General features: G+C 73.4%; 17 protein-coding genes. 8 read left to right on the plus strand and 9 right to left on the minus strand.

The window, feature by feature from the left end; all coding sequences use genetic code 11:
• Positions 1-79 precede the first annotated feature (79 nt).
• The 6 genes from E0W78_RS04505 to E0W78_RS04530 form a co-directional block, all read right to left on the minus strand.
• A complete protein-coding gene (locus tag E0W78_RS04505) occupies positions 80-985 on the minus strand; it encodes an ABC transporter substrate-binding protein (RefSeq protein ID WP_131402668.1) in 906 nt (301 codons plus the stop codon).
• Between the two features lie 15 nt (positions 986-1,000).
• The gene (locus E0W78_RS04510; RefSeq protein ID WP_131402669.1) at positions 1,001-1,687 is read right to left on the minus strand and encodes an ABC transporter permease subunit; all 687 of its coding nucleotides are present in this window, start codon (positions 1,685-1,687) and stop codon (positions 1,001-1,003) included.
• Positions 1,684-2,358 carry an ABC transporter permease subunit gene (locus tag E0W78_RS04515; protein WP_131402670.1) on the minus strand — a complete coding sequence of 225 codons (675 nt, stop codon included), beginning with the start codon at positions 2,356-2,358 and terminating at the stop codon, positions 1,684-1,686. Before E0W78_RS04515 ends, E0W78_RS04510 begins: the two co-directional genes overlap by 4 nt.
• Entirely contained in the window at positions 2,355-3,161 is an 807-nt protein-coding gene (locus E0W78_RS04520; RefSeq protein WP_131402915.1) for an ATP-binding cassette domain-containing protein, read from the minus strand. The genes E0W78_RS04515 and E0W78_RS04520 overlap by 4 nt, the downstream gene beginning before the upstream one ends.
• A 152-nt stretch (positions 3,162-3,313) precedes the next feature.
• A complete protein-coding gene (locus E0W78_RS04525; protein ID WP_131402671.1) occupies positions 3,314-3,454 on the minus strand; it encodes a methionine/alanine import family NSS transporter small subunit in 141 nt (46 codons plus the stop codon).
• On the minus strand, positions 3,451-5,007 hold the full coding sequence (locus E0W78_RS04530; RefSeq protein WP_131402672.1) for a sodium-dependent transporter: 1,557 nt from the start codon (positions 5,005-5,007) through the stop codon (positions 3,451-3,453). Before E0W78_RS04530 ends, E0W78_RS04525 begins: the two co-directional genes overlap by 4 nt.
• A gap of 257 nt (positions 5,008-5,264) precedes the next feature.
• Here E0W78_RS04530 and E0W78_RS04535 point away from each other — a divergent pair, with 257 nt between their 5' ends.
• Positions 5,265-9,386 carry a M1 family aminopeptidase gene (locus tag E0W78_RS04535; protein WP_131402673.1) on the plus strand — a complete coding sequence of 1,374 codons (4,122 nt, stop codon included), beginning with the start codon at positions 5,265-5,267 and terminating at the stop codon, positions 9,384-9,386.
• Positions 9,387-9,405: 19 nt separating this feature from the next.
• On the opposite strand, the gene E0W78_RS16700 is transcribed toward E0W78_RS04535, so the two are convergent.
• Complete coding sequence (locus E0W78_RS16700) at positions 9,406-10,719, minus strand: ankyrin repeat domain-containing protein (protein ID WP_207392633.1); 1,314 nt, start codon at positions 10,717-10,719, stop codon at positions 9,406-9,408.
• 138 nt (positions 10,720-10,857) lie between these two features.
• Between E0W78_RS16700 and E0W78_RS04545 the strand changes: the two genes are divergently transcribed.
• Both E0W78_RS04545 and E0W78_RS04550 read left to right on the plus strand, forming a co-directional pair.
• Complete coding sequence (locus E0W78_RS04545; RefSeq protein ID WP_131402674.1) at positions 10,858-12,063, plus strand: sensor histidine kinase; 1,206 nt, start codon at positions 10,858-10,860, stop codon at positions 12,061-12,063.
• Complete coding sequence (locus E0W78_RS04550) at positions 12,060-12,686, plus strand: response regulator transcription factor (RefSeq protein WP_131402675.1); 627 nt, start codon at positions 12,060-12,062, stop codon at positions 12,684-12,686. Before E0W78_RS04545 ends, E0W78_RS04550 begins: the two co-directional genes overlap by 4 nt.
• Before the next feature lie 51 nt (positions 12,687-12,737).
• Here the strand turns inward: E0W78_RS04550 and E0W78_RS04555 are convergent, their stop codons facing one another.
• Positions 12,738-14,306, minus strand: a complete 1,569-nt coding sequence (locus tag E0W78_RS04555) for a hypothetical protein (protein ID WP_131402676.1) — start codon at positions 14,304-14,306, stop codon at positions 12,738-12,740.
• Between the two features lie 216 nt (positions 14,307-14,522).
• On the opposite strand from E0W78_RS04555, the gene E0W78_RS04560 reads away from it, so the two are divergent.
• Genes E0W78_RS04560 through E0W78_RS04575 form a run of 4 tightly spaced genes read left to right on the plus strand, consistent with a single transcriptional unit; the run spans position 14,523 to position 18,944 of the window.
• Entirely contained in the window at positions 14,523-15,881 is a 1,359-nt protein-coding gene (locus tag E0W78_RS04560; RefSeq protein ID WP_131402677.1) for an SLC13 family permease, read from the plus strand.
• Complete coding sequence (locus E0W78_RS04565; RefSeq protein WP_207392634.1) at positions 15,878-16,816, plus strand: LysR substrate-binding domain-containing protein; 939 nt, start codon at positions 15,878-15,880, stop codon at positions 16,814-16,816. The genes E0W78_RS04560 and E0W78_RS04565 overlap by 4 nt, the downstream gene beginning before the upstream one ends.
• A gap of 29 nt (positions 16,817-16,845) precedes the next feature.
• A complete protein-coding gene (locus E0W78_RS04570; protein ID WP_131402678.1) occupies positions 16,846-18,093 on the plus strand; it encodes a CoA transferase in 1,248 nt (415 codons plus the stop codon).
• Positions 18,093-18,944 (plus strand): CoA ester lyase, encoded by an 852-nt coding sequence (locus E0W78_RS04575; protein ID WP_131402679.1) that lies wholly within the window; start codon positions 18,093-18,095, stop codon positions 18,942-18,944. Before E0W78_RS04570 ends, E0W78_RS04575 begins: the two co-directional genes overlap by 1 nt.
• 43 nt (positions 18,945-18,987) lie before the next feature.
• On the opposite strand, the gene E0W78_RS04580 is transcribed toward E0W78_RS04575, so the two are convergent.
• The gene (locus E0W78_RS04580) at positions 18,988-19,992 is read right to left on the minus strand and encodes a LuxR C-terminal-related transcriptional regulator (RefSeq protein ID WP_131402680.1); all 1,005 of its coding nucleotides are present in this window, start codon (positions 19,990-19,992) and stop codon (positions 18,988-18,990) included.
• Positions 19,993-20,232: 240 nt separating this feature from the next.
• Between E0W78_RS04580 and E0W78_RS04585 the strand changes: the two genes are divergently transcribed.
• Positions 20,233-21,381 carry a glutathione-independent formaldehyde dehydrogenase gene (locus tag E0W78_RS04585; RefSeq protein ID WP_131402681.1) on the plus strand — a complete coding sequence of 383 codons (1,149 nt, stop codon included), beginning with the start codon at positions 20,233-20,235 and terminating at the stop codon, positions 21,379-21,381.

Consider the following 21,381-nt stretch of genomic DNA (forward strand, 5'->3'; position numbering starts at 1 on the left):
CCGGCCGGCCTCGTACGACGACGGGGCGTCGCGAGCAGCGGCTCGCGACGCCCCGTCGTCCCTGCTGGGGGAGTGTGGGTCAGTCGAGTCCCTGGGCCTCGAGCCAGTCGGCGGCGATCTTCTCGGCGGGCAGCTTCTCGTCGACGCTGCGCTGGTTGAGGTCGACCAGGGCGTCGACCGTCATGGCGGCACTGACCTTGTCGATGACGGCCGCGGCCTCGTCGTCGACGTCCTCGCTGGCGACCGGGACGACGTGGGAGGCGAGGAACAGGCCCTCGGGATCCTCCAGGCTGACCAGGTCGTTCTTCTTGATCGACGGATCGGCGGTGTAGATGATCGCCAGCTGGATGTCGTCGTCCTTGAGCGCCTTGACCGTGAGCGGACCGCCGCCGTCCTCGATCGGCGCGAACTTCGCGGTGACCCCGTACGCCTGCTGCAGGCCCTTCGGGCCGTTGGGCCGGTTCTCGGCCTCGGAGTTGGCGCCCAGCGTGAGCGGGTCGGTGACCTTCGCCAGGTCGGCGATCGTGGTGAGCCCCCACTTCTCGGCGAACTCGCGGGTCACGACGTAGGAGTCCTGGTCGGTGGCGTCGGCCTGGTCGAGCACACGCAGTCCGTCGGGCGTGGCGTCCTGCAGCGCGGCGTACACCTCGTCGGTGAGGCGCGCCGGGGTCTTCGGCTCCCAGTACTGCAGCAGAGGACCGGTGTACTCGGGGAACAGGTCGATGTCGCCGGACTCGAGCTCGGGGACGTACGCCTCGCGCTGCCCGATGCGCAGCTGGCGGTCGACGTCGTGCCCGTCGGCCTCGAGCGCCTGGGCGTAGATCTCGGCGACGATCTCGTTGGAGTAGTAGTCCTGGGAGCCGACGACGATGGTGTCGCCGTCGCCGCCCCCGTTCGACAGCGGGTCGGAGCCGCCGCAGGCGCTGAGCGCGAGCGTGGCGACGGCGCCGGCGACGAGGCCGGCGGTCAGGCGGGAGCGGGACATGGGGACTTCCTTCGGTCAGGCACCGAGCCGGACGTCGGCGGCGGTGCGTCGGGAGAGGCGGGTCGCGCGAGCCTGCGCGACGGCCAGGAGCCGGTCGAGGACGAGGGCGAGCACGGCGACCAGGACGGCGCCGGCCAGCATCAGCGTGTAGTCGCGGGACTTGAGCCCCGAGAACAGGTACCGGCCCAGGCCGGTGTCGGACGTGTAGGCGGCCAGCGTCGCGGTGGCGACCACCTGCAGGGTGGCGGCCCGCAGGCCGCCCACGATGACGCCGGCCCCCAGCGGCACCTCGACGTGGCGGACGATCTGCAGCTCGGTCATGCCCATGGCGCGGGCGGCGTCGACGGCGGCCGGGTCGGCCGACTCCACGCCCGCGTAGGCGCCGGCGAGCAGGGACGGGACGGCCAGCGCGACGAGGGCGAGCAGCGGAGCCTCGACGCCCACGCCGAGCAGCAGGGCGAGCAGCGTGAGCAGGCCCAGGGTGGGCACGGCGCGGACCGCACCGGCCAGCGCCACCACGACGCCGCGGCCCCGCCGGGTGTGCCCGATGAGGATGCCGAGCGGTACGGCCGGCAGCGCTGCGACGAGCACGGCCGCCACGGTGACCGCCAGGTGCTGGGCGAGCCGGGCCGCGATGCCCTGGGACCCGCCCCAGTGGCCGGGGTCGAGGATCCAGGCGAGCGCGTCGACGAAGGTGCTCACCCGGTCACCTCCGGGGCCAGGCGGCGTCGCGCCCGAGCGCGGCGCGGCTGCCACGGCGTGAGCACCCGCCCCAGCAGGACGAGCAGCCCGTCGAGGACGAGGGCCAGCAGCATGGTCAGGCCGACGCCGATCGCGACCTCGCTGGTGATGCCGCGCTGGAACCCGTCGGTCAGCAGCGTGCCCAGGCTGGAGATGCCGACCAGGGCACCGATCGTGACCAGGCCGACGGTGCTGACGGTGACGACGCGGACGCCCGAGAGCAGCACCGGGACGGAGAGCGGGAGCTCGACGCGCCAGAACATCGCCGACCGGCCGTGGCCCATGGCGGTGGCCGCGTCGCGGACCTGCTCGTCGACCGAGGTGAAGGCGTCGACGGCGGTGCCGACCAGCAGGGCGGTGCCGTAGAGCGTCAGCGCGACCACGAGCGTCACGGGGGAGCGCAGTGGGACGCCCAGGACAAGCGGGACGGCGATGAGCAGGGGCAGCGCCGGGATCGCGTAGACGACGCTCGCGAGCGCCAGGACGGGCTGGCGGAGCCGGGGACGCCGGTGGGCGAGCCGGCCGAGGGCCACGGCCAGCAGGACGCTGGCCGCGACCGACGGCAGCGCGAGCAGCAGGTGCCGCACGGTCAGCTCCACCACCCAGGAGCCGTTGTTCTGCAGCCAGGTCACCGCAGGATCCCGAGCGGACGGCCGTTGGCGTCGACCACGACCCTGCGGCCCTCGACCTCGGCGGTCGTCAGGGTGCGGTCGGGGCGGTCGACCCCGACGAACTCGCGCACGAAGTCGTCCGCCGGTGCGGCGACGATGCTCTTCGGGGTGCCGGTCTGGGCGACGACTCCACCGGTGCGCAGCACGACGACGTCGTCGGCGAGCCGGAAGGCCTCGTCGACGTCGTGGGTGACGATGACGACGGTCTTGCCCAGCTCGGCCTGGAGCCGCAGCATCTCGTCCTGCAGCTCGCGCCGCACGATCGGGTCGACCGCCCCGAAGGGCTCGTCCATCAGCAGGATGTTGGGGTCGGCCGCCAGCGCCCGCGCCACGGCCACGCGCTGCTGCTGGCCGCCGGAGAGCTGCGCCGGGTAGCGGCGGGCCAGCGCGGGATCGAGGCCGACCAGGGCCAGCAGGTCGAGGGCGGCGGTGCGGGCCGCGCGTCGGGGCGTGCCGTCGAGCACCGGGACCGTCGCGACGTTGTCGACGACGGTGCGGTGGGGGAGCAGCCCGCCGGCCTGCGGGACGTAGCCGATGCGACGGCGCAGGGCGACCCGGTCGAGCTCGCGGACGTCCTGGTCGTCGATGAGGACCGTGCCGCTGGTCGGGTCGATCATGCGGTTGACCATGCGCAGCAGCGTCGTCTTGCCCGAGCCGGACGACCCGACGAGCGCGACGGTGGCGTGCGACGGGACGGTGTGGGAGAACCCGGCGACGGCCACGGTGCCGTCCGGATAGGTCTTGCCGACGTTCCTGAACTCGATGCCCACGCAGGTCTCCTCGCCTCGGCGATCGGCGTCGCCCACCCTAGCGACGCGCACCGACAACGGCGCGTCGTCGCAGATGACCCTCGCCCCGGCCGGCCACGGCTCACGACGTGCTCGGCGTCGCGGGCACGGGCGGTGGCGCGGCCGGTTCAGAGGTCGCGGTGCAGGTTCTCGCCCTCGTAGACGTCCTCGGCGTCCGAGCGCCGGGTCAGGTTCACGATGGCGCCGGCCAGCCCTCCCCACAGGACCAGCATGGCCAGGACCATCATCACGATCGCACCGGTGCTCATCGGCCGGCCTCCTTCACGGTGTCGTCGGCGTCGGGCACGGACCGGCGGCGGACCAGGGTGATCACGAGCGCGACCACCACGACCAGCGCGGCCGTGCCCCAGCCGAACACGTTCAGCATCCAGGTCGGGTAGCCGCCGTACGGCTCGTCGAGGGTGTCGAGGAAGTCGCGCAGCAGCACGTAGCCCAGCGCCAGCGGCGCCACGACGGACACGAGCACGAACCACGGCCGGCCGAGCTTCAGCGACCCGAAGCGGTTCAGGTGGGCGGCCAGGCCCGGCAGGGAGCGGACGCCCCAGGCCAGGACCACCATCATCACGACGGCGGCCAGCAGGATGCCGAACCGGTTGATGAAGTAGTCGACGATGTCGAGCACCAGCAGGCCGCTGGTGGTCGAGAACAGCAGCACGCTGACCAGCGTCGCGGGCACGCCCACGGCGAGCACGGCCGGGATGCGGCCGAGCTCGAACCGGTCGCGGACGGCCGAGATGACGACCTCGAGGATGCTGATCAGCGACGTGATGCCCGCGATGAACAGGGACGCGAAGAAGAGCACGCCGATGATCGAGCCGCCGGCGGCCTCGCTGATGATCGCCGGGAAGGCGACGAAGGCCAGGCCGATGCCGTCCGCGACCACCTCGTCGACGCCCACGCCGCTGGCCTGGGCCATGAACCCGAGCGCCGCGAACACGCCGATGCCGGCGAGCAGCTCGAACCCGGAGTTGGCGAAGCCGACGACCAGTCCGGAGCCGGTCATGTCGGTGCGCCGCCCCACGTATGAGGCGTAGGTGATCATGATGCCGAAGCCGATCGACAGCGAGAAGAAGATCTGGCCGAACGCCGCGGCCCACACCGACGCGTCCGTCAGCGAGCCCCAGTCCGGGCTGAACAACGTGTCGAGGCCGTCCGCAGCGCCGGGCAGGAAGAGGGCGCGCACGACGAGGGCGCCGAAGGCCAGGACGAGCAGCGGGATGAAGACGACCGAGGTGGCGCCGATGCCCTTCTGCACGCCGAGGCCCATGATGACCAGCACCAGGACCCACACGAGCACCAGCGGCACGAGCACGGCGGGGACGAAGTCCAGCGTCACGCCCGGGGCGCTGGTCTGCAGGAAGTCGCCGAAGAAGTAGCCCTCCGGGTCGTCGCCCCACGCCTTGTCGATCGAGAAGAAGGTGTAGCGCAGGGAGTAGGCGATGATCACCGCGTAGTAGACGGCGATGACGAAGCAGATGCCCACCTGCCACCAGCCGATCGTCTCGGCCCTGCGTGACTCGCGGGCCAGCGACAGCGGCGCCGAGCCGCGGTGCTTGTGGCCCAGCGCGTAGTCCAGGAACAGGAACGGCAGGCCGGCGGTCAGCAGCGCGACCAGGTAGGGGATGACGAAGGCGCCGCCGCCGTTCTCGTAGGCGACGTACGGGAAGCGCCAGATGTTGCCCAGGCCGACGGCGGAGCCGATGGCGGCGAGGATGAAGACCTTGCGCGACGAGAACGCACCGCGGCGCGCCTCCTCGGCGTCGACCTGTGCTGCGCCCTGCTCCGGGCCTGGCGTCGTCATGGTGTGAGCCCCCTCACGTCGATGTCCGGTCCCGGCATCGTAGGACACCTCCGTCGTGCGGGCCGCAGCGCCACCGCCGGGCCTCCACGGCGCTCGGCGTGCTGCCGGCCGGTGACGCCTCGACGACGACGTCGCCCGATCCGTGGGCGACCAGGATTGCCAAAACCCCTCCGCAGGGCCCGATCCGCCCGTAGCGTTCGAGCTGATCCCGCCGCGTGGCGTCGTCGGTGCGGGCGTTCCATCCGAGAGAAACCCGCATGCGTCTCGCACGACCGACCGGGCACGTCGCTGCCCTGGCCCTCCTGTCCGGACTCCTCGTGGGTGTCACCGGCACCTCACCCGCCGCGGCGGCCGAGCCGACCGCGGGCGGCCGGACGGCCACGCCGGCCGACTCCCTGTTCCCGAACCAGGGCAACAGCGGGTACGACGTGAGCCACTACGACCTGGACCTCCGCGTCGACGTGACGATCGCGTCCGCCCACAACGCGCCGTCGACCACGAACCTGCCCGACGCTACCGCGACCATCGAGGCACGCACCACCGGTGCCCCGCTGTCGTCGTACTCCTTCGACTTCCAGGGCTCGTCGTCCACGCTCGCCGCGTCGACGCTGGACGTCGACTCGGTCACCGTCGACGGGGTGCCGGCGACGTTCTCGCGCATCGAGAGCACGACGGTCCCGGACGCCACCACCGACACGCACAAGCTGGTCGTCACCCCGGCCACGCCCGTCGACGGCGCGTTCACGACCGTCGTCAGGTACTCGGGCCAGCCGGTCTCCCACCGCGACACCGACGGCTCGATCGAGGGGTGGAACAACACCGTCGACGGGGCCACCTTCGTCAACCAGCCGGTCGGGTCGATGACCCTCTTCCCGAACAACAACACCCCGCGGGACACGGCCACCTACACCTGGACGGTCGACGCCCCCACGAAGCTGGGCACGTCGAACCTCGCCGTCGGCGGCGACCGGACCTACCCGGCCGGCGTCGTCAGCAACGGCGAGCTGCTGTCGCGGACCCCGAGCGAGGACGGCTCCCGCACCACGTGGGTCTGGGACCAGAAGAAGCCTCAGGCCAGCGAGCTGTCGTTCCTCTCGATCGGCCGCTACGACATCTACGAGTCCGACATCACGCTGGCCAGCGGCCGCACGATCCCGGAGTGGACCTTCATCGATCCGGCCCTGTCCGCGGCGAACCGGGCCACGACGCTCAGCACCCGTGCCCAGCTGAAGCCCGTCCTCGACTTCCTCGAGAGCAAGTACGGTCCCTACCCCGGCAACAGCACGGGTCTGGTCACCGACAACACCACCGGCATCAACTACGCCCTGGAGACCCAGGACCGCCCGTTCTTCCCCAACAGCGCGAGCCGCAGCACGACCTACCACGAGCTCATGCACCAGTGGTGGGGCAACGCCGTCGCACCGACCGACTGGAACGACATCGTCCTGAACGAGGGGCCGGCCCAGTACTCGGAGTTCCAGTTCCCCTACGAGGGCGCCGGCGCCTCGACGACCACGACCGAGCAGCAGAACTTCGCGCTGTACACCTCCCGGTCCGCCTCGAGCGCCACGTTCGCGACCGCTCCCGCGGCCATGACGGCGGCCGGTCAGCTGTTCGGCGAGCAGGTCTACGAGCGGGGCTCGATCTCCCTCGAGGCGCTCCGCACCTCGATCGGCGCCGCCGACTTCGACACCCTGATGCGCCAGTACCAGGCGACCTACGGCGGCGGCCAGATCTCCGGACGTCGGACGGCCGCCTTCCAGGACCTGGCGGAGGACGTCTCCGGTCGCGACTTGAGCGCCTTCTTCCGCACCTGGTGGTACACCAGCGGCAAGCCGGCCTGGCCGGTCAAGTTCGACCTGAGCCTCGCCGGCCCGACCGAGCAGGTCGATGCCGGCGGCGCGGCGACGTACACCGTGAGCGTCCGCAACACCGGCAAGGTCGCGATGCCGGCCTCCGGCACGGTCGTCACCGTCGACCTCGCCGACGTCCTCGACGACGCCACGGTCGGCACCTTGCCGACGGGGACGACGCTCGACGGCGACACCCTGACCTGGACCGTCCCGGCGACCGCCCTGGCCGCCACCACCAGCGTCGCGATCCCCGTCACCGTGGACGCCGGGACGACGGGCAGCAGGCTCAGGGCCGTCGCGCGCGCCAGCACCCTCGGCGGCACCTGCACCGACTGTGCTCCGAGCACCACCGTCGGCACGGCGCCGATCTCGCCCGCGCCGGTCCCGACCATCATCGGCGGCACGCCGACGGTCGGCACCGCGCTGACCGCCGACACCACCGGCTGGCCCGACGGCACCTCCTTCGCCTACCAGTGGTTCGTCAACGGCTCGGCCGTGCCCGGTGCCACCAGCGCGTCGTACACCCCGACCGTGGAGGCCGTCGGGCTCCCCGTCAGCGTGAGGGCGACCGGCACCCTGGCGGGCTTCAACCCCACCTCGGCGACCAGCGCCGCCACCCCGGTGACCGTGCGGGGCACCATGGTGACCGCGACGCCGACGATCGAGGGCACCCTGCGGGCCGGCGAGCCGCTGACCGTCTCGCCGGGCACCTGGACGCCCGGGACCGTGTTCACGTACGCGTGGCGCAACAACGGCACGGCGATCACCGGTGCCACCGGCCCGGTCTACCACCCCACCGCAGGCCAGGTCGTCACGGTCACCGTGACGGGCACCCGGTCCGGCTTCACGACCGCCAGCGCGACCAGCGCCGCGACCGACGCCGTCCCGGCGGGCCCGGCCCTGGAGAAGACGCCCACCCCGGTGCTGACCGGCACCCCGAAGGTCGGTGCGCCCTTCGAGCCGGTCCTCGGCGAGTGGGACACCGGCACCGTGCTGACGTTCCAGTGGGCCGCCAACGGCACCAACATCACCGGCGGTGCCGGCACCGGGGCCACGATCACGCCGACCGCGGCCCAGCTGGGCCGGACCCTGATGCTCACCGTGACGGGCACGAAGCCCGGCCTTGCGCCGGTCACGCGGACCACCGAGTCCGCGAGCGCCCCGATCGAGACGGGTTCGCAGGTGCTGCAGCCGACCCCGACCATCGGTGGCCCGGCACGGGCGCAGTCGCCCGTGGTCGGCGACCCCGGCACCTGGGACGGCGGGACGACGAGGACCTACCAGTGGTACGTCGACGGCACGGCGGTCGACGGGGCGACCGGGACGTCCTACACCCCGACGCTCGAGCAGATCGGCCGCGCCCTCACCTTCGAGGTCACCAGCACCCGCGTCGGCTACGCCTCGGTGACGAGGACGAGCGCGCCCAGCACGGTGGTCGGCCTCGCCCAGACCAGCACGCCGACCCCGACGATCACCGGCACGCCGACGGTGGGCGAGCAGCTCACCGCGGTCGCGGGCGACTGGGACGAGGGTGTCGTGCTGGCCTACCAGTGGTCCGCCGACGGCACCGCGATCGAGGGCGCCACGGCGCCGACGTACTCGCCCGCGGCTGCGCAGGTCGGGGCCGTGCTGACCGTCACCGTCACCGGCTCCAAGCCGGACTCCGAGACCGTCAGCCGCACGAGCGAGCCGACCGAGGCGGTCGGCAGGCGAGGGCAGTCCAGCACCCCGGTGCCGACCATCACCGGCGTCCCGCAGGTCGCCCGTGCGCTGTCCGCGGTGCCGGGGTCCTGGGACGACGGCACCGAGCTCACCTACCAGTGGTTCGCCGGCTCCACCGAGATCGAGGGTGCCACGTCGTCGACCTACACGCCCGGCCCGAACCGAGTCGGCGACGTCATCGCCGTCGCCGTGACCGGCACGAGGACCGGCTACACCACCGTCACGATGCGGAGCGAGCCCACGGCGCCCGTCGCTCGGGGCTCGCTGGTGCGCACGCCCAGGCCCGTCGTCAGCGGCACCACCCAGGTCGGCCGCGTCGTGACGGCCGTCCCGGGCGCGTGGGACGCCGGTGTGGTGCTGACCTACCGGTGGACGCGCAACGGCGTGCCCGTCGCCCGCGCGACCGGCCGGACGTACGCCGTCCCCGCCCGGGACCGTGGTGCCCGGCTCGCCGTGGTCGTGACGGGCACCCGTCCCGGCTACGTGACGCAGAGCCGGACGTCCGTGGCGGCGGTCGTGGCCGCGGGCCAGCAGGTGTCGAGGCCGAAGCCGCGCATCGTCGGCCGGGCCGCGGTGGGCCGGACGTTGCGACTGGCGAAGGCCCGGTACGACGCCGGCGTGTCGCTCTCCTACACCTGGCTGCACGACGGCAAGCCGATCCGCGGGGCGACCGGCAAGCGCTACAAGGTCAGCCGGAAGTACGTGGGACAGCGGATCTCGGTGCGGGTCACGGCCGCGAAGACGGGCTACGTCTCCCAGACGAAGGTCAGCGCCAAGACGCGGAGGGTCGCGGCCAGGCGCTGAGCGTGCCGCCCGCCGCCGGCTAGCCGGCCTCCGCGGCACGGAGCAGGCGGGCGATCGTCCCGTACCCGCGGCGCTCGGCGTGCTGCCGGGCGGTGACGCCGTCGCGGTCGACGATGTCCGGGTCCGCGCCGGCGTCCAGGAGGGCGCGGACGACCTCCTGGTGGTCGCGCCCGCCGTCGCCGAGGATCACCGCCTCGAGCAGCGCCGTCCAGCCCAGGTCGTTGACGTGGTCGAGGTCGACGCCCGTGCGGACGACGCGGCGGACGTAGTCGGCGTGCCCGCGCTCGCTGGCCGGGATGGGCGACAGGCCGCCGAACCGGTTGCGGATCGTCAGGTCGGGCCGCGCGGGCAGCAGCGTCTCGAGCATCGCGACGCTGCCGGTCACGCCCGTCACCAGCCACGGCGTGTCGTGCCGGTCGTCGAGCGCGTCGGGGTCGGCGCCCATCGCGACGAGCAGACGGGCCACGGCGACCCGGTCGTGGGTCGAGGCCAGCAGCAGCGCCGTGCGGTCGTGGCCGTCCCGGGCCTCGAGGTCGGCACCGGCGCGCAGCGCGACGGCGACGGCGTCCGCGTCGCCCCGCTCGGCCGCGCGCAGCAGCGCGGCGTCCGGGTCGGACGGACGGTCGACGGACGTGATCGCCCGCAGCGTCCGCTCGAGCCGCTCGTGCCCGCGGCTTCGAGCCATCTGCAGCGGGGTGAGGCCGGCCGACGGCGAGCGGCGGTCGAGCTCGGCCCCACCGGCCGCGAGCGCGCGGACGGTGGTGACGTAGGACGTCGTGTCGCGGCCGAGCCAGACCGCCTCGTGGATCGCCTGGTAGCCGATGCGGTTGACGTGGTCGCGGTCGATCCCGGCGCGCAGCAGGGTGCCGACGACGTCCGCGTGACCCCGCTCCGCCGCTCGGATGAGTCCGGTGCCGTTCCAGGAGTCCTTGTCGTCCAGCCGCGCGCCGTTCCGCAGAGCGAGGCGCAGCAGGTCGAGGTGGCCCTCGCTGGTCGCCACCAGGTACGCCGACTGCTGCGTGTCGTCCTTCGCGTTCACGTCGGCGCCCTGCTCGACGAGCCGGCGGGCGCGCGGCACGTCGTCGTCCCACGCGGCGTCGCGCAGCTGCTCGTCCAGCGCCGCCTGCTCCCGGCGGCTCGGCTCGGGCGACGCGATCGGGGCCGGGGACGCGCTGGGAGTGGAGGACGCGCTGGGGGACGGCGGCGGCGACGCGGCGACGTCCTCGGCCGGACGCTCGGGAGCCGCGTCCGGCTCGCCCCCGCACGCCGCCAGCAGCAGCGCGACGGGCAGGACGGCGAGGGTCGTGCGGGTGGCGGGGGAGGTGCGCTTCATGCTCGCTCCTGGACGGGGGACCGGGGACCCCACCACCCTGCTCGTCCGCGACGTCCCGGACGTCGGGCGGACGGCGACGGATCGGTAGCCGATCGGATGATGTCGGGCCGCGCCGTCGCTGCCTAGAGTGGTCCGACCATGACCGCGTCCCTCGACCGTCCCGGCCCGGCCACGGGCGAGCACGGCATCCTCGCCCCGGCCTCCCGGCTCGACCGCTGGCTGCTCGCCGTCCTCGTGGTGCTGCTCGTGGCGTCCGCGGCCCGCTACGTCGACCGCCACGGCCTCGGCGCCACCGGCGTCGCGATCCTGCTCGGAGCCCTCGTGCTCGGGCTCGCCTACGCCACCCGCGGACTGCTCGCCGGCCGCGCGTGGTGGCCCACGGTGTGGGTGATCGGCATGGTGCTGCTCTGGGCGGCTCTCACCGCGGTGGCGCCGTCGTTCGCGTGGTGCGCCGTGCCAGTGGCGTTCGCCGTCCTGCGCGTGCTGCCGTTCGGGTGGGCCGTCGGCGTCGTGGTCGCGATGACGGTGCTGCTGACCGCGGCCTGGCAGCGCATCACGACCGGCTTCGACCCGGTGCAGGTCGCCGGGCCGCTTGCCGTCGCCCTGGTCACCGTGCTGGCGTACCGGGCGCTCGACCGGGAGTCACGGGCCCGGCAGGAGCTGCTCGACCGGCTGCTCCTGGCCCAGGACGAGCTGGCTCGCGAGCAGCACCGCACCGGGGCCCTGGCCGAGCGCACGCGGCTGTCCCGCGAGATCCACGACTCGGTCGGGCAGGGACTCTCGAGCATCCACCTGCTCCTGCAGGCCGCCGACCAGGACTGGGAGGTCCGTCCGGAGCGGGCGCGCCAGCACGTGCTCGGGGCGGCCGCCACCGCTCGCGACGGCCTGGAGGAGGTGCGCCGGGTGGTGCGCGACCTGGCGCCGAGCGACCTGTCCGACGGCGACGCGCTCGCGGACGCCTTGCGCCGGGTCGCCGGCCAGGCGGGGCCCGCCATGGACGTCGAGGTGCGCGTCGACGGGACGCCCGTCCCCGTCCCGCCCGAGCGGGCCGCGGCGCTGGTGCGGTCGGCGCGGGGCGCGCTGGCCAACGTCCGCGAGCACGCCCGGGCCCGGCGGGTCGTCGTGACGCTGACGTACCACCCCGACGAGGTCGTGCTGGACGTGCGCGACGACGGGCGCGGCTTCGAGCCGACGCGCACGCGACCGTCCGGCTCGCGCGGTCGCGGGCTGGCGGGCATCCGCGACCGGGCGACGCTGCTCGGCGGCGCCGCGGACGTCGAGAGCGCGCCGGGCGACGGCACGACGGTGTCGGTCCGGTTCCCGCTGGGCGGGGGAGCGGCGTGATCCGCATCGTCCTGGTCGACGACCACCCGGTGGTGCGGGCCGGGCTCCGGGCGCTCGTCGAGGGCCAGGACGACCTGACCGTCGTGGCGGACGTCGACGGGCTCGAGCCGGCGCTCGAGGTCGTCCGCGCCGAGCACCCGGACGTCGTCCTCATGGACCTCAACCTCGGCGAGGGACGGCCCGGCGGGGCCCAGGTCACCGCCGCGCTGCGGGCGCTGCCCGAGCCGCCCGAGGTGCTGGTGCTCACCACGTACGACACCGAGTCCGACGTCCTGCGCGCCCTCGAGGCCGGCGCCCGCGGCTACCTGCTCAAGGACGCCCCGCCGGCCGAGCTGTTCGCCGGCATCCGCGCCGCCGCCCGCGGCGAGACGGTGCTGGCGCCGTCGGTGGCGGCGACCCTCGTGCGCCGCGCGGCCCCGGGCGCCACGACGATCACCGACCGCGAGGTCGAGGTGCTGGAGCTGCTGGCGCGCGGCCTGGGCAACAAGGAGATGGCGCGCGAGCTGTTCGTCTCCGAGGCGACGGTGAAGTCGCACCTGTCGCACGTCTACACGAAGCTCGGCGTCGACACGCGCGCCGGTGCCGTGGCCGCGGCCATCGACCGCCGCATCATCCGCCGCTGAACGCCGCAGCCCCGCCCGGACGCGCCGGACGGGGCTGTGGAGCGGGGACGATCAGCGCTTGATCTTGCGTCCCTTGCTGTTCTTGGCGACGGTCGTGTAGCCCGGCTTGCTGACCGTGACCCGGACCTTGAGGGTCTTGCCGCGGTCGGCCTTGCGGACCTTGTACGTGGACTTCGTCGCGCCGCGGACGACGCGGTTGTTGCGCAGCCACTGGTAGCGGACCTTGACCGGGCGCGGGCCCCACGAGGTGGCGCGCGCCTTCAGCTTCTTGCCGACCTTCGTCGTGCCGGAGATCTTGACGCTGCCGGTCTTGATGACGCCCCGGGCCGCGGTCGCCCGCGACGTGGTCACGTACCGGTTCCACCAGCCGGGGCGGGTGACGGTGACGCGGACCGCGACGTTGCGGCCGGCGTCGGCGGCCTGCACGCGGTAGCGGCTGGACGTCGCCCGCGGGATGGCGCTGGAGCCGCGCAGCCACTGGTAGGTGACGGCGGCGCTCGGGTCCGCCGTGGCGCGCGGCGCGGACAACGTGGCGCCGACCGTGGCGCGTCCGGCCGGGGCGGGGGCCGCGGCGAGCGTCCGGACCGGACGGGTGCCGGCGACCTGCACCTGCACGCGGCGGTAGGTGTCGCTGCCGTCGACGTAGTTGCCGGTCCCTGCGTCGGTCCGGTACATCTTCAGCCGCGCCTCGACCTTGGCGCCGGCGTGGGCGGCCGTGACCGTGAACCGCGAGCTGGTCGCGTTGGGGGCGGGCGGGTTCGGCTGCGGCACGCCGTCGACGAACCAGGTCAGCTGGCTGTACGTGTTCGCGGGCCGGCCGAAGCTGGCGGTCAGCGTGGAGCCGGCCGTCGCGGTGCCGGTGATCTTGAGCGGCGAGGTGGGCTCGACGTGGACGGTGCCGATCTTCGTGACCGGGGACGTCAGCGTGGCCGGCTTGTAGCCCGCGCGGCTGGCGGTCACCTGCACCCACACCCAGCGCCCGGACTGGGCGTTCGTGGGGGTGAACGTCTTGCCCGTGGCGCCGGCGATCGGCACCGGCGAGGAGCCGTTCGCGTGCGACATCCACTGGTAGGTGAACGTGGCGTTGGTCGGGCGCCAGCCCTCCTGGCCGAGGACGGTCAGGGGCTCGCCGACCTGGTATGAGCCGCTGACGAACGGCTCGACCGGTGCCATGCCGAGGCCCTGGCGGGGCAGCTTCACGGTGAACGTCTTCGACGGCGCCTGGGCGGTGGACGTCCAGGTCGTCGCCGCGCTCATCGACGTCGCGTTCGGCCAGCAGGTGTCGCGGTGCCGGACCTCGGGCTGCCAGAACCCGCTCGCGGTGTCCATCTCGCCGTAGTAGGAGTCCTGGAAGCAGACCCGGTACTGGCCGTCGACGGGCACCTGCCAGGAGAAGCGGCCCTTCGCGTCGGTGAGCTTGGGACCGAACTGCAGGGTGTTCCACTGGTTGCCGTCGCGGATGTAGATCTCCCATCCGACGTTCTTCAGCGGCTTGCCGCTGGCGTCCAGAGCGACGCCGGTGATGGTGCCGTTCGCCGCGTTGGCGGGGGCGGCAGCGAGTCCGACGAGGACGAGGGAGGAGGCGAGGAGGGCACCGAGGGCTGGGCGGAGTCGACGCATGGGGCGGAACCTATCAACGCGGCGGCCCGCTCGCCGAGCGAACGACCCGCGGCCGGACGGCTGTCCTCGCCGACCCCGTGGTGGGACGGTTTGGCACACCCGAGCCATTGGTGGAGCCAATGGCTCCCTCCGGGAACCGGGCCTACCGCCGATGGCCAGGACGTGCTTCCCTCGGGGGACGTGACCGCGGTCACGCCTCACGAACGAAGGAGCCCCATGATCGTCCTGTACGCCTGTCTCGCCATCGGTGCGGTGCTCGGGCTCATCATCTGGCTCAAGGTCGAGCCGGTCATCGCCCTCGTCGCGGGCTCGTTGTTCCTCGGACTGGTCGGCGGGGTCGGCCTCACCGGGACGGTCGAGGCCATCGCCACCGGGTTCGGGGAGATCATGGCCGAGGTCGGCCTGCTGATCGGCTTCGGCGTCCTCGTCGGAGCGCTGCTGTTCGCCATGGGCGCGCTGCAGAAGCTGGTCGGCCTGCTGGTGCGGACCCTCGGCGCGCGCCGGCTGCCCTACGCGATGGCCGCCGCGATGACGACGCTGTTCCCGTCGATCTACGTAGACGTGCAGCTGGTGCTCGGTGCTCCGCTCGCCCGCTCGGCCGCGCCGAAGCTCGGGGAGCGCGGCCTGCCGCTGCTCGCCGGCGCCCTCACCAGCGGCATCCTCGTCGGCTACGTCTTCGTCATCCCGGGCCTGGGGACGCTCTCGATCGCCGGCCTGCTCGACATCCCGCTGGGCACCATGCTGCTGTTCGGCCTCATCGTCGGCCCGGCCACCGCCGTCCTCACGACCCTGGCGTTCGCGCTGCTGCTCAAGGCCGGCATCTGGAAGCCCGAGAAGGACGAGGAGGCCTCGCCGGCGCTGCTGGAGGCCGAGGCGGCCGACGCGGACCGTGAGGGCGAGGACGCGCACCGCACCCCGCCGCTGGCCGTCTCGCTGCTGCCCATCCTGGTGCCGCTGGTGATGATCGCCTTCGGGGCGATCGCCGAGGCGGCCGGGTTCGACAACACGGTCACGGCCTTCGTCGGCAACGCGGTGTTCGCCCTGTTCGTCGGCCTGGTCGGCGCCTACGTCCTGGCCCGCCGCTCGCTGGGACGCGACCGGACGGACGAGGCGGTCGACCGCGGGCTCAGCACCACCGGCCAGATCCTGCTCATCACCGGTGTCGGCGGCTCGCTGGGCGCGGTCATCGGCGAGACGGAGCTGGCCGACGTGCTCGGCGACCTGTTCTCGGCCCAGAGCACCGCCCCCGTCATCATGACGATCCTGCTGTGCTGGCTGGTCGCGGCGCTGCTGCACTTCGCGATCGGCTCCATCTCGGTGGCCGCCATCGCGGCGTCCGGCATCGTGACGCCGATCCTGGGCAGCCTGGACGTCGCGCCGGTGGTGGTGGGCCTGGCGATCGGGGCCGGTGCGCTCTTCGCCCTGCAGGTGAACAGCAACTTCTTCTGGATGTTCCAGAGCCTGCTCGGCATCACGACGTCCGGCGCCCTGAAGGCGCTGACGCTCGTCACCGCGATGGCCTCGGTGATCGCCCTGCCGATCATCATCGTCCTCGGATTCGTGGTGCCGGCTTGACCGACTCCACGAGCTCCCTGGACGTCGCGGCGCTGCGCGACTTCATCCTCGTCGTCGACTCCGGCAGCCTGACGCGCGCGGCCAGCCTGGCCGGGATCGCCCAGCCGACGATGAGCCAGCGCATCGCCCAGCTCGAGGACCAGGTCGGCCACCGCCTGCTGGAGCGCGGCCCCCGCGGGGTCGAGGCCACGACGGCCGGCCTGGAGCTGTACCGCGGGGCCCAGCAGGTCGTCCGCCAGATCGACCGGCTCTCGGAGTCGATCGGCGCCGCCGGCAGCGGCATCCAGGGGACGGTGTCGATCGGCCTGCCGGCGACCGTCGCTCCCACGCTCGTCCCCGAGCTGCTCGCCGCGGTGCGGGAGCGGCACCCCGCCGTCCGCCTGGAGCTCTTCGAGTCCATGAGCGGGTACATCGAGGAGCTGCTTGGCCGGGGCCGGCTCGACCTGGCCGTCCTGTTCCGCGTCCCCGGGCAGCTGCTGCCCGGGGACGTCCGGCTCTACGAGGAGGAGCTGTACCTCGCCGCGCGGCCGGGGTCGGACGCCGCGGAGTCGCCCACGACCGCCGAGGCACTGGCCGGACGTCCGCTGGTCGCGCCGGGACGCTACAGCAACCTGCGCCGCCTGGTGGACCGGTTCTTCGCCGACGCCGGGCTCGTGCCGGACGTGGTGGCCGACGTCGAGTCGCTGGCGGCCATGGTGCGGGTCGCGCAGGCGGGCGTCGCCTCCGCGGTGCTGCCGCGGTCGGTCACGACGTCGCTCACCGGCCCCGAGCTCGGCCTGCGTCCGCTGGACCCGCCCGTGCGGCGCACCGTCGTGGTCAACGTCGCCCCCGAGTTCTACCGCCCGCGGGCCGCGGTGGTCGCGGCCCGTGACGCCGTCGTCGACGCCGTCGCCCGCATCGCCGGACGCGACGAGTGGCCCGGCATCACCCTCTGACCCCTCGCCCCCGAGGAAAGGAACCCTCCATGACCAGCACGTCCCAGGCCCCGCTCGCCGGCCTGCGGGTCCTCGACCTGTCGACCATGATCGCCGCCCCGCTGGCCGCGACGATCCTGGCCGACTACGGCGCCGACGTCGTCAAGGTCGAGATGCCCGGCCCCGGCGACCACGTGCGGCGCTTCGGGGCGCAGAAGGACGGCCAGGGGCTGTACTGGAAGGCGCTCAGCCGCGGCAAGCGGAGCGTCGCGCTGGACCTGCGCCACCCCGAGGGCAAGGAGCTCCTGAGCCGGTGGGTCACCGAGTTCGACGTGCTCGTCGAGAACTTCCGCCCCGGCACGCTCGAGAAGTGGGGGCTGGCGCCGGACGACCTGCGTGCGCTCAACCCGCGGCTGATCGTCCTGCGGGTGACGGCCTACGGGCAGGAGGGCCCGTACGCGGCGCAGCCGGGGTTCGGCACCCTCGCCGAGGCGCTCGCCGGGCTGGCGGCCGTGTCGGGCTTCGAGGACCGGCCGCCGCTGCTGCCCGCCTACCCGCTCGCCGACATCATGGCCGGCAACCTGGGCGCGACCTCGGTGCTGGCCGCGGTGCAGCGACGGCACGCGACCGGCGCGGGGGACGTCATCGACCTGGCCATCTACGAGGCGGCCCTCAAGCTCGTCGAGATCAACATCCTGGAGTACCAGCAGCTCGGCACCGAGCACGGGCGCACGGGCAACCGCTACGGGCCGGCGGCGCCCCGCGGCAGCTACCAGTGCCGCGACGGGCTGTGGGTCGCGCTGTCCGGCAGCACCCAGACGATGGCGGTCAACGTGCTGCGCACGATCGGGGGAGAGGAGCTCGTCGCCGACCCGCGCTTCACGACCAACACCGAGCGGCGCGCGCACGTCGAGGCGCTCGACGCCCTGATCAGCGCCTGGTGTGCCGAGCGCGACCGGCCGACGGCCCTGGCCGAGCTCACCGCGGGCGGGTGCGCGGTCGGGCCGCTGGAGTCGGTGGCGACGATGGTCGACAACCCGCAGGTCGCGCACCGCGGCTCTATCGCGACCGTCGAGGATCCCGACCTCGGACCGCTCGCCATGACCGGCATCTACCCGCGCTTCCAGGACGCGACGACGAGCATCGGGCGTCCGGGACCGGCGGCCGTCGGCCAGGACACCGACGACGTCCTGGCCCGGGACCTCGGCCTGTCCGCCGACGAGCTGGCCCGGCTGCGCGAGGCCGGCGTGACCGACGGTCCGTCCGAGCCGCGCGACGCCATCCCGGGAGCCGTGTGATGACGACGCTGCGACCCGCGGCCGCGCGCCGCACCCAGCTGTTCCTGCCCGCCGACCGGCCGGAGCGGGCGGCCAAGGCGGCCACGTCCGGCGCGGACGCCGTCATCCTCGACCTCGAGGACGCGCTGCCGGCGGAAGCCCGGCCCGGGGCTCGCGACGGCCTCGAGCGCCTGGTGGCGGACGTCCGCGCGGCCGCCTCGGTGCCGGTGCTGGTACGGGTCAACTCCGACGACCTGGCCGACGACGTCGCAGCGGCGGTGGCGGCGCGTGCGGACGGCGTGCTGGTGCCGAAGGTCGAGTCGGCCGGCCGCGTCCGCGAGGTCGACGACCTGCTGGGCGGCGCCGACCTGGAGGTGCAGCTGCTGGTCGAGACGCCCCGCGGCCTGCTCGCCGCCGCCGAGATCGCGGCCGCCGGACGTCGGAGCACCGCGATGGTGCTGGGTGTGGAGGACCTCGCCGCGGACCTCGAGGTCGATCCCACTTCGCCGTACACCGACCTGCGCTGGGCCCACGCCACGGTGCTGCTGGCCGCCCGGGCCGCCGGGCTGACGCCGTACGGCCTGCTGGGCAGCCTGACCAACTTCCGCGACCTCGCCGCCCTGGACGAGGACGCCCGCGCCTCGCGCGGCTTCGGCTACGTCGGGGCGCTGTGCATCCATCCGGCCCAGGTGCCGGTGCTGAACGAAGCGTTCAGCCCGACCGCGGCCGAGCTGGACCGGGCCCGTGCCGTCCTTGACGCAATGGCCGAGGCCGAGCGGTCCGGGCTCGCGGCGGCCCAGCTCGACGGCCGGATGATCGACGCCCCCGTCGTCGCCCGCGCCCGCCGGCTCCTCGAGCGCGGAGAGTCGTAGCCCCGCACGCGACCGCGGCGTGGTGGTGTCGCTAGCGCGGCGATCAGGAGTCCGGCCGAGGGGGTACGTGGCAGCCCTCGCGCTCCGCGCGCACCGCGGCGAGCGTGCGGGACGGCACCTCCAGCTTGCGCAGGATGTGCTCGAGGTGGGTGGCCACGGTGCGAAGGGCCAGTCCGAGTCGGTGGGCGATCTGCTGGTTCGAACGGCCCTCGACCACGAGCCCCAGCACCTCCAGCTCGCGGCGCGTGAGGCCCCGACAGCTCGCCTGCGGTGTCACCAGGAGCATGCCGGTCAGGAAGCGCGGGACGCCGTTGGCGGCCAGCACCGTCACCCGCGCGTGGCCGGCGGTTCCAGCCTCGTCGTCGCCGGGCCACATGAACGTCCGGTACTCCTGCCCGGCCGAGATCATCCGCCGGGCGATGTCCACGACCTCGGAGTGACGATGCAGGAGCGGGTGGTCCTGCAGGCCGGGAACTGGGTACGTGGTCCCGTCGCTGACCAGGACGGCACCGGACGTGGCCCCGTGCATGAGGGCGGTGGTCGCTCCCACCGAGCGGATCGGCGACACGCCTCGCGCGATCAGCGGTGCGAGCTGTCCGAGGTGGTGGCGCACGGCCGATGACGGTGGCTCGTCGCTGGCGGCCAGGAGGCTGAGCATCCCCACCGAGAGACCTCCGGGTTCGCAGAGGGGCACCCCGAGGCCCCCGCGGAAGCCGGTGGGGATGAGGCAGTCGGCCCAGGTGGGCAGCTCGTCGACCGGAACCGGCAGCTCGGTCACGCTGACCGGCGGGCGGTCGTGGTTGAGCGCGGCCAGCTGGACCTCCTGCGCCACGGACGGGCTCGCCAGGTAGTCCAGGACCGGACGCTCCAGGCCCGTGCTCCCCACCGTGGCGTACGCGTTCGACGCGGGATCGCACAGCGTGAGCCACACCGCGTCGACCGACAACCATCGGCCCAGGCTCTCGACGAGCGACTGGGCTCGATCGAGCACCGGGAGGGTGGAGGCGACGATGTCGACCATCTCCGCGACAGGCGGGTCCTCCAGCATGTCGGCTCCCTCTGGCAGTCCGCGGTCGTGATCGGATCGTGCGCGTCCACCGTCGGCGGACGCGGGGCGGCGTACTCGTCCGGTACCCGTCCGAGCCGCCGGGTAACCGACGCGGGCTCGGGGTGGTCGCCGCGCGGGACATCGGTACTTCTGCCGATGGTGAGGCGGGGGTTGGCGGTCCTGTAATGGAGCGAGCGCCGCTGCTCGGCGGCACGAGACGTCAGCGACGAGGAGGCCGCCATGAAGGCAGTGGTGTACGAGGGACCCCGGCAGGTCAGCGTGAAGGACGTGCCGGACGCCAAGATCGAGCGACCCACGGACGTCCTGGTCCGGATCACGTCGGCGAACATCTGTGGCTCGGACCTGCACATGTACGAGGGCCGCACCGACTTCGAGACGGGGCGCTGGTTCGGTCACGAGAACCTCGGCCAGGTGGTCGAGGTCGGCGACGGCGTCGACAAGGTCCAGGTCGGTGACTGGGTGGTGCTGCCCTTCAACATCGCCTGCGGGCACTGCAAGAACTGCGAGCGGCAGCTGACGAACTACTGCCTGACCGCCCAGCCGGAGCCGCCGATGGCCGGCGCCGCGTACGGCTTCGCCGACATGGGCCCGTACGCCGGCGGGCAGGCGGAGCTCCTGCGGGTGCCGTGGGGCGACTTCAACTGCCTGCGCCTCGGTGAGGACGCCGAGGAGCGCCAGACCGACTACGTGATGCTCGCCGACATCTTCCCGACCGGTTATCACGCCACCGAGATGGCCGGCGTGAAGCCCGGCGACCAGACCGTCATCTACGGCGCGGGCCCGGTCGGGCTCATGGCCGCGCTCTCGGCCACCATCCGCGGTGCCGGCAAGGTGATGGTTGTCGACCGGCAGCCCGACCGGCTGCGGCTGGCCGAGTCGATCGGCGCGATCGCCATCGACGACTCGAAGGTCGACCCGGTGCAGGCCGTCCTCGAGCAGACGATGGGGCTCGGTGCCGACAACGGCTGCGAGTGCGTGGGCTACCAGGCGCATGAGCCCGACGGCCAGGAGCAGGCGAACCTGACCATGAACCGGCTGGTCGCCTCGGTCCGCTTCACCGGGACCATCGGCGCCGTCGGCGTCTTCGTGCCCGAGGACCCGGGCGCGAACGACGAGCTCGCGAAGCAGGGCAAGCTCGCGTTCGACTTCGGCATGTTCTGGTTCAAGGGCCAGCACCTCGGCAGTGGCCAGGCTCCGGTGAAGAAGTACAACCGGCAGCTGCGCGACCTGATCGCCGGTGGCAAGGCCGAGCCGTCGTTCATCGTCAGCCACGAGCTTCCGCTGGAGAAGGCGCCGGAGGCCTACGAGCACTTCGACCAGCGTGACGACGGCTGGACGAAGGTCGTCCTGCACCCGGTGGGAGCGTGA

This window comes from Aeromicrobium sp. IC_218 (genome assembly GCF_004336805.1).
GTDB lineage: Bacteria > Actinomycetota > Actinomycetes > Propionibacteriales > Nocardioidaceae > Aeromicrobium.

Bases quoted from the DNA above. Each gene is read 5' to 3' on its own strand.
- E0W78_RS04535 (WP_131402673.1), top strand. From the start codon at position 5,265: ATGCGTCTCGCACGACCGACCGGGCACGTCGCTGCCCTGGCCCTCCTG.
- E0W78_RS04575 (WP_131402679.1), top strand. From the start codon at position 18,093: ATGACGACGCTGCGACCCGCGGCCGCGCGCCGCACCCAGCTGTTCCTG.
- E0W78_RS04530 (WP_131402672.1), bottom strand. From the start codon at position 5,007: ATGACGACGCCAGGCCCGGAGCAGGGCGCAGCACAGGTCGACGCCGAG.
- E0W78_RS04580 (WP_131402680.1), bottom strand. From the start codon at position 19,992: ATGCTGGAGGACCCGCCTGTCGCGGAGATGGTCGACATCGTCGCCTCC.
- E0W78_RS04585 (WP_131402681.1), top strand. From the start codon at position 20,233: ATGAAGGCAGTGGTGTACGAGGGACCCCGGCAGGTCAGCGTGAAGGAC.
- E0W78_RS04545 (WP_131402674.1), top strand. From the start codon at position 10,858: ATGACCGCGTCCCTCGACCGTCCCGGCCCGGCCACGGGCGAGCACGGC.
- E0W78_RS04505 (WP_131402668.1), bottom strand. From the start codon at position 985: ATGTCCCGCTCCCGCCTGACCGCCGGCCTCGTCGCCGGCGCCGTCGCC.
- E0W78_RS04560 (WP_131402677.1), top strand. From the start codon at position 14,523: ATGATCGTCCTGTACGCCTGTCTCGCCATCGGTGCGGTGCTCGGGCTC.
- E0W78_RS04570 (WP_131402678.1), top strand. From the start codon at position 16,846: ATGACCAGCACGTCCCAGGCCCCGCTCGCCGGCCTGCGGGTCCTCGAC.
- E0W78_RS04555 (WP_131402676.1), bottom strand. From the start codon at position 14,306: ATGCGTCGACTCCGCCCAGCCCTCGGTGCCCTCCTCGCCTCCTCCCTC.
- E0W78_RS16700 (WP_207392633.1), bottom strand. From the start codon at position 10,719: ATGAAGCGCACCTCCCCCGCCACCCGCACGACCCTCGCCGTCCTGCCC.
- E0W78_RS04525 (WP_131402671.1), bottom strand. From the start codon at position 3,454: ATGAGCACCGGTGCGATCGTGATGATGGTCCTGGCCATGCTGGTCCTG.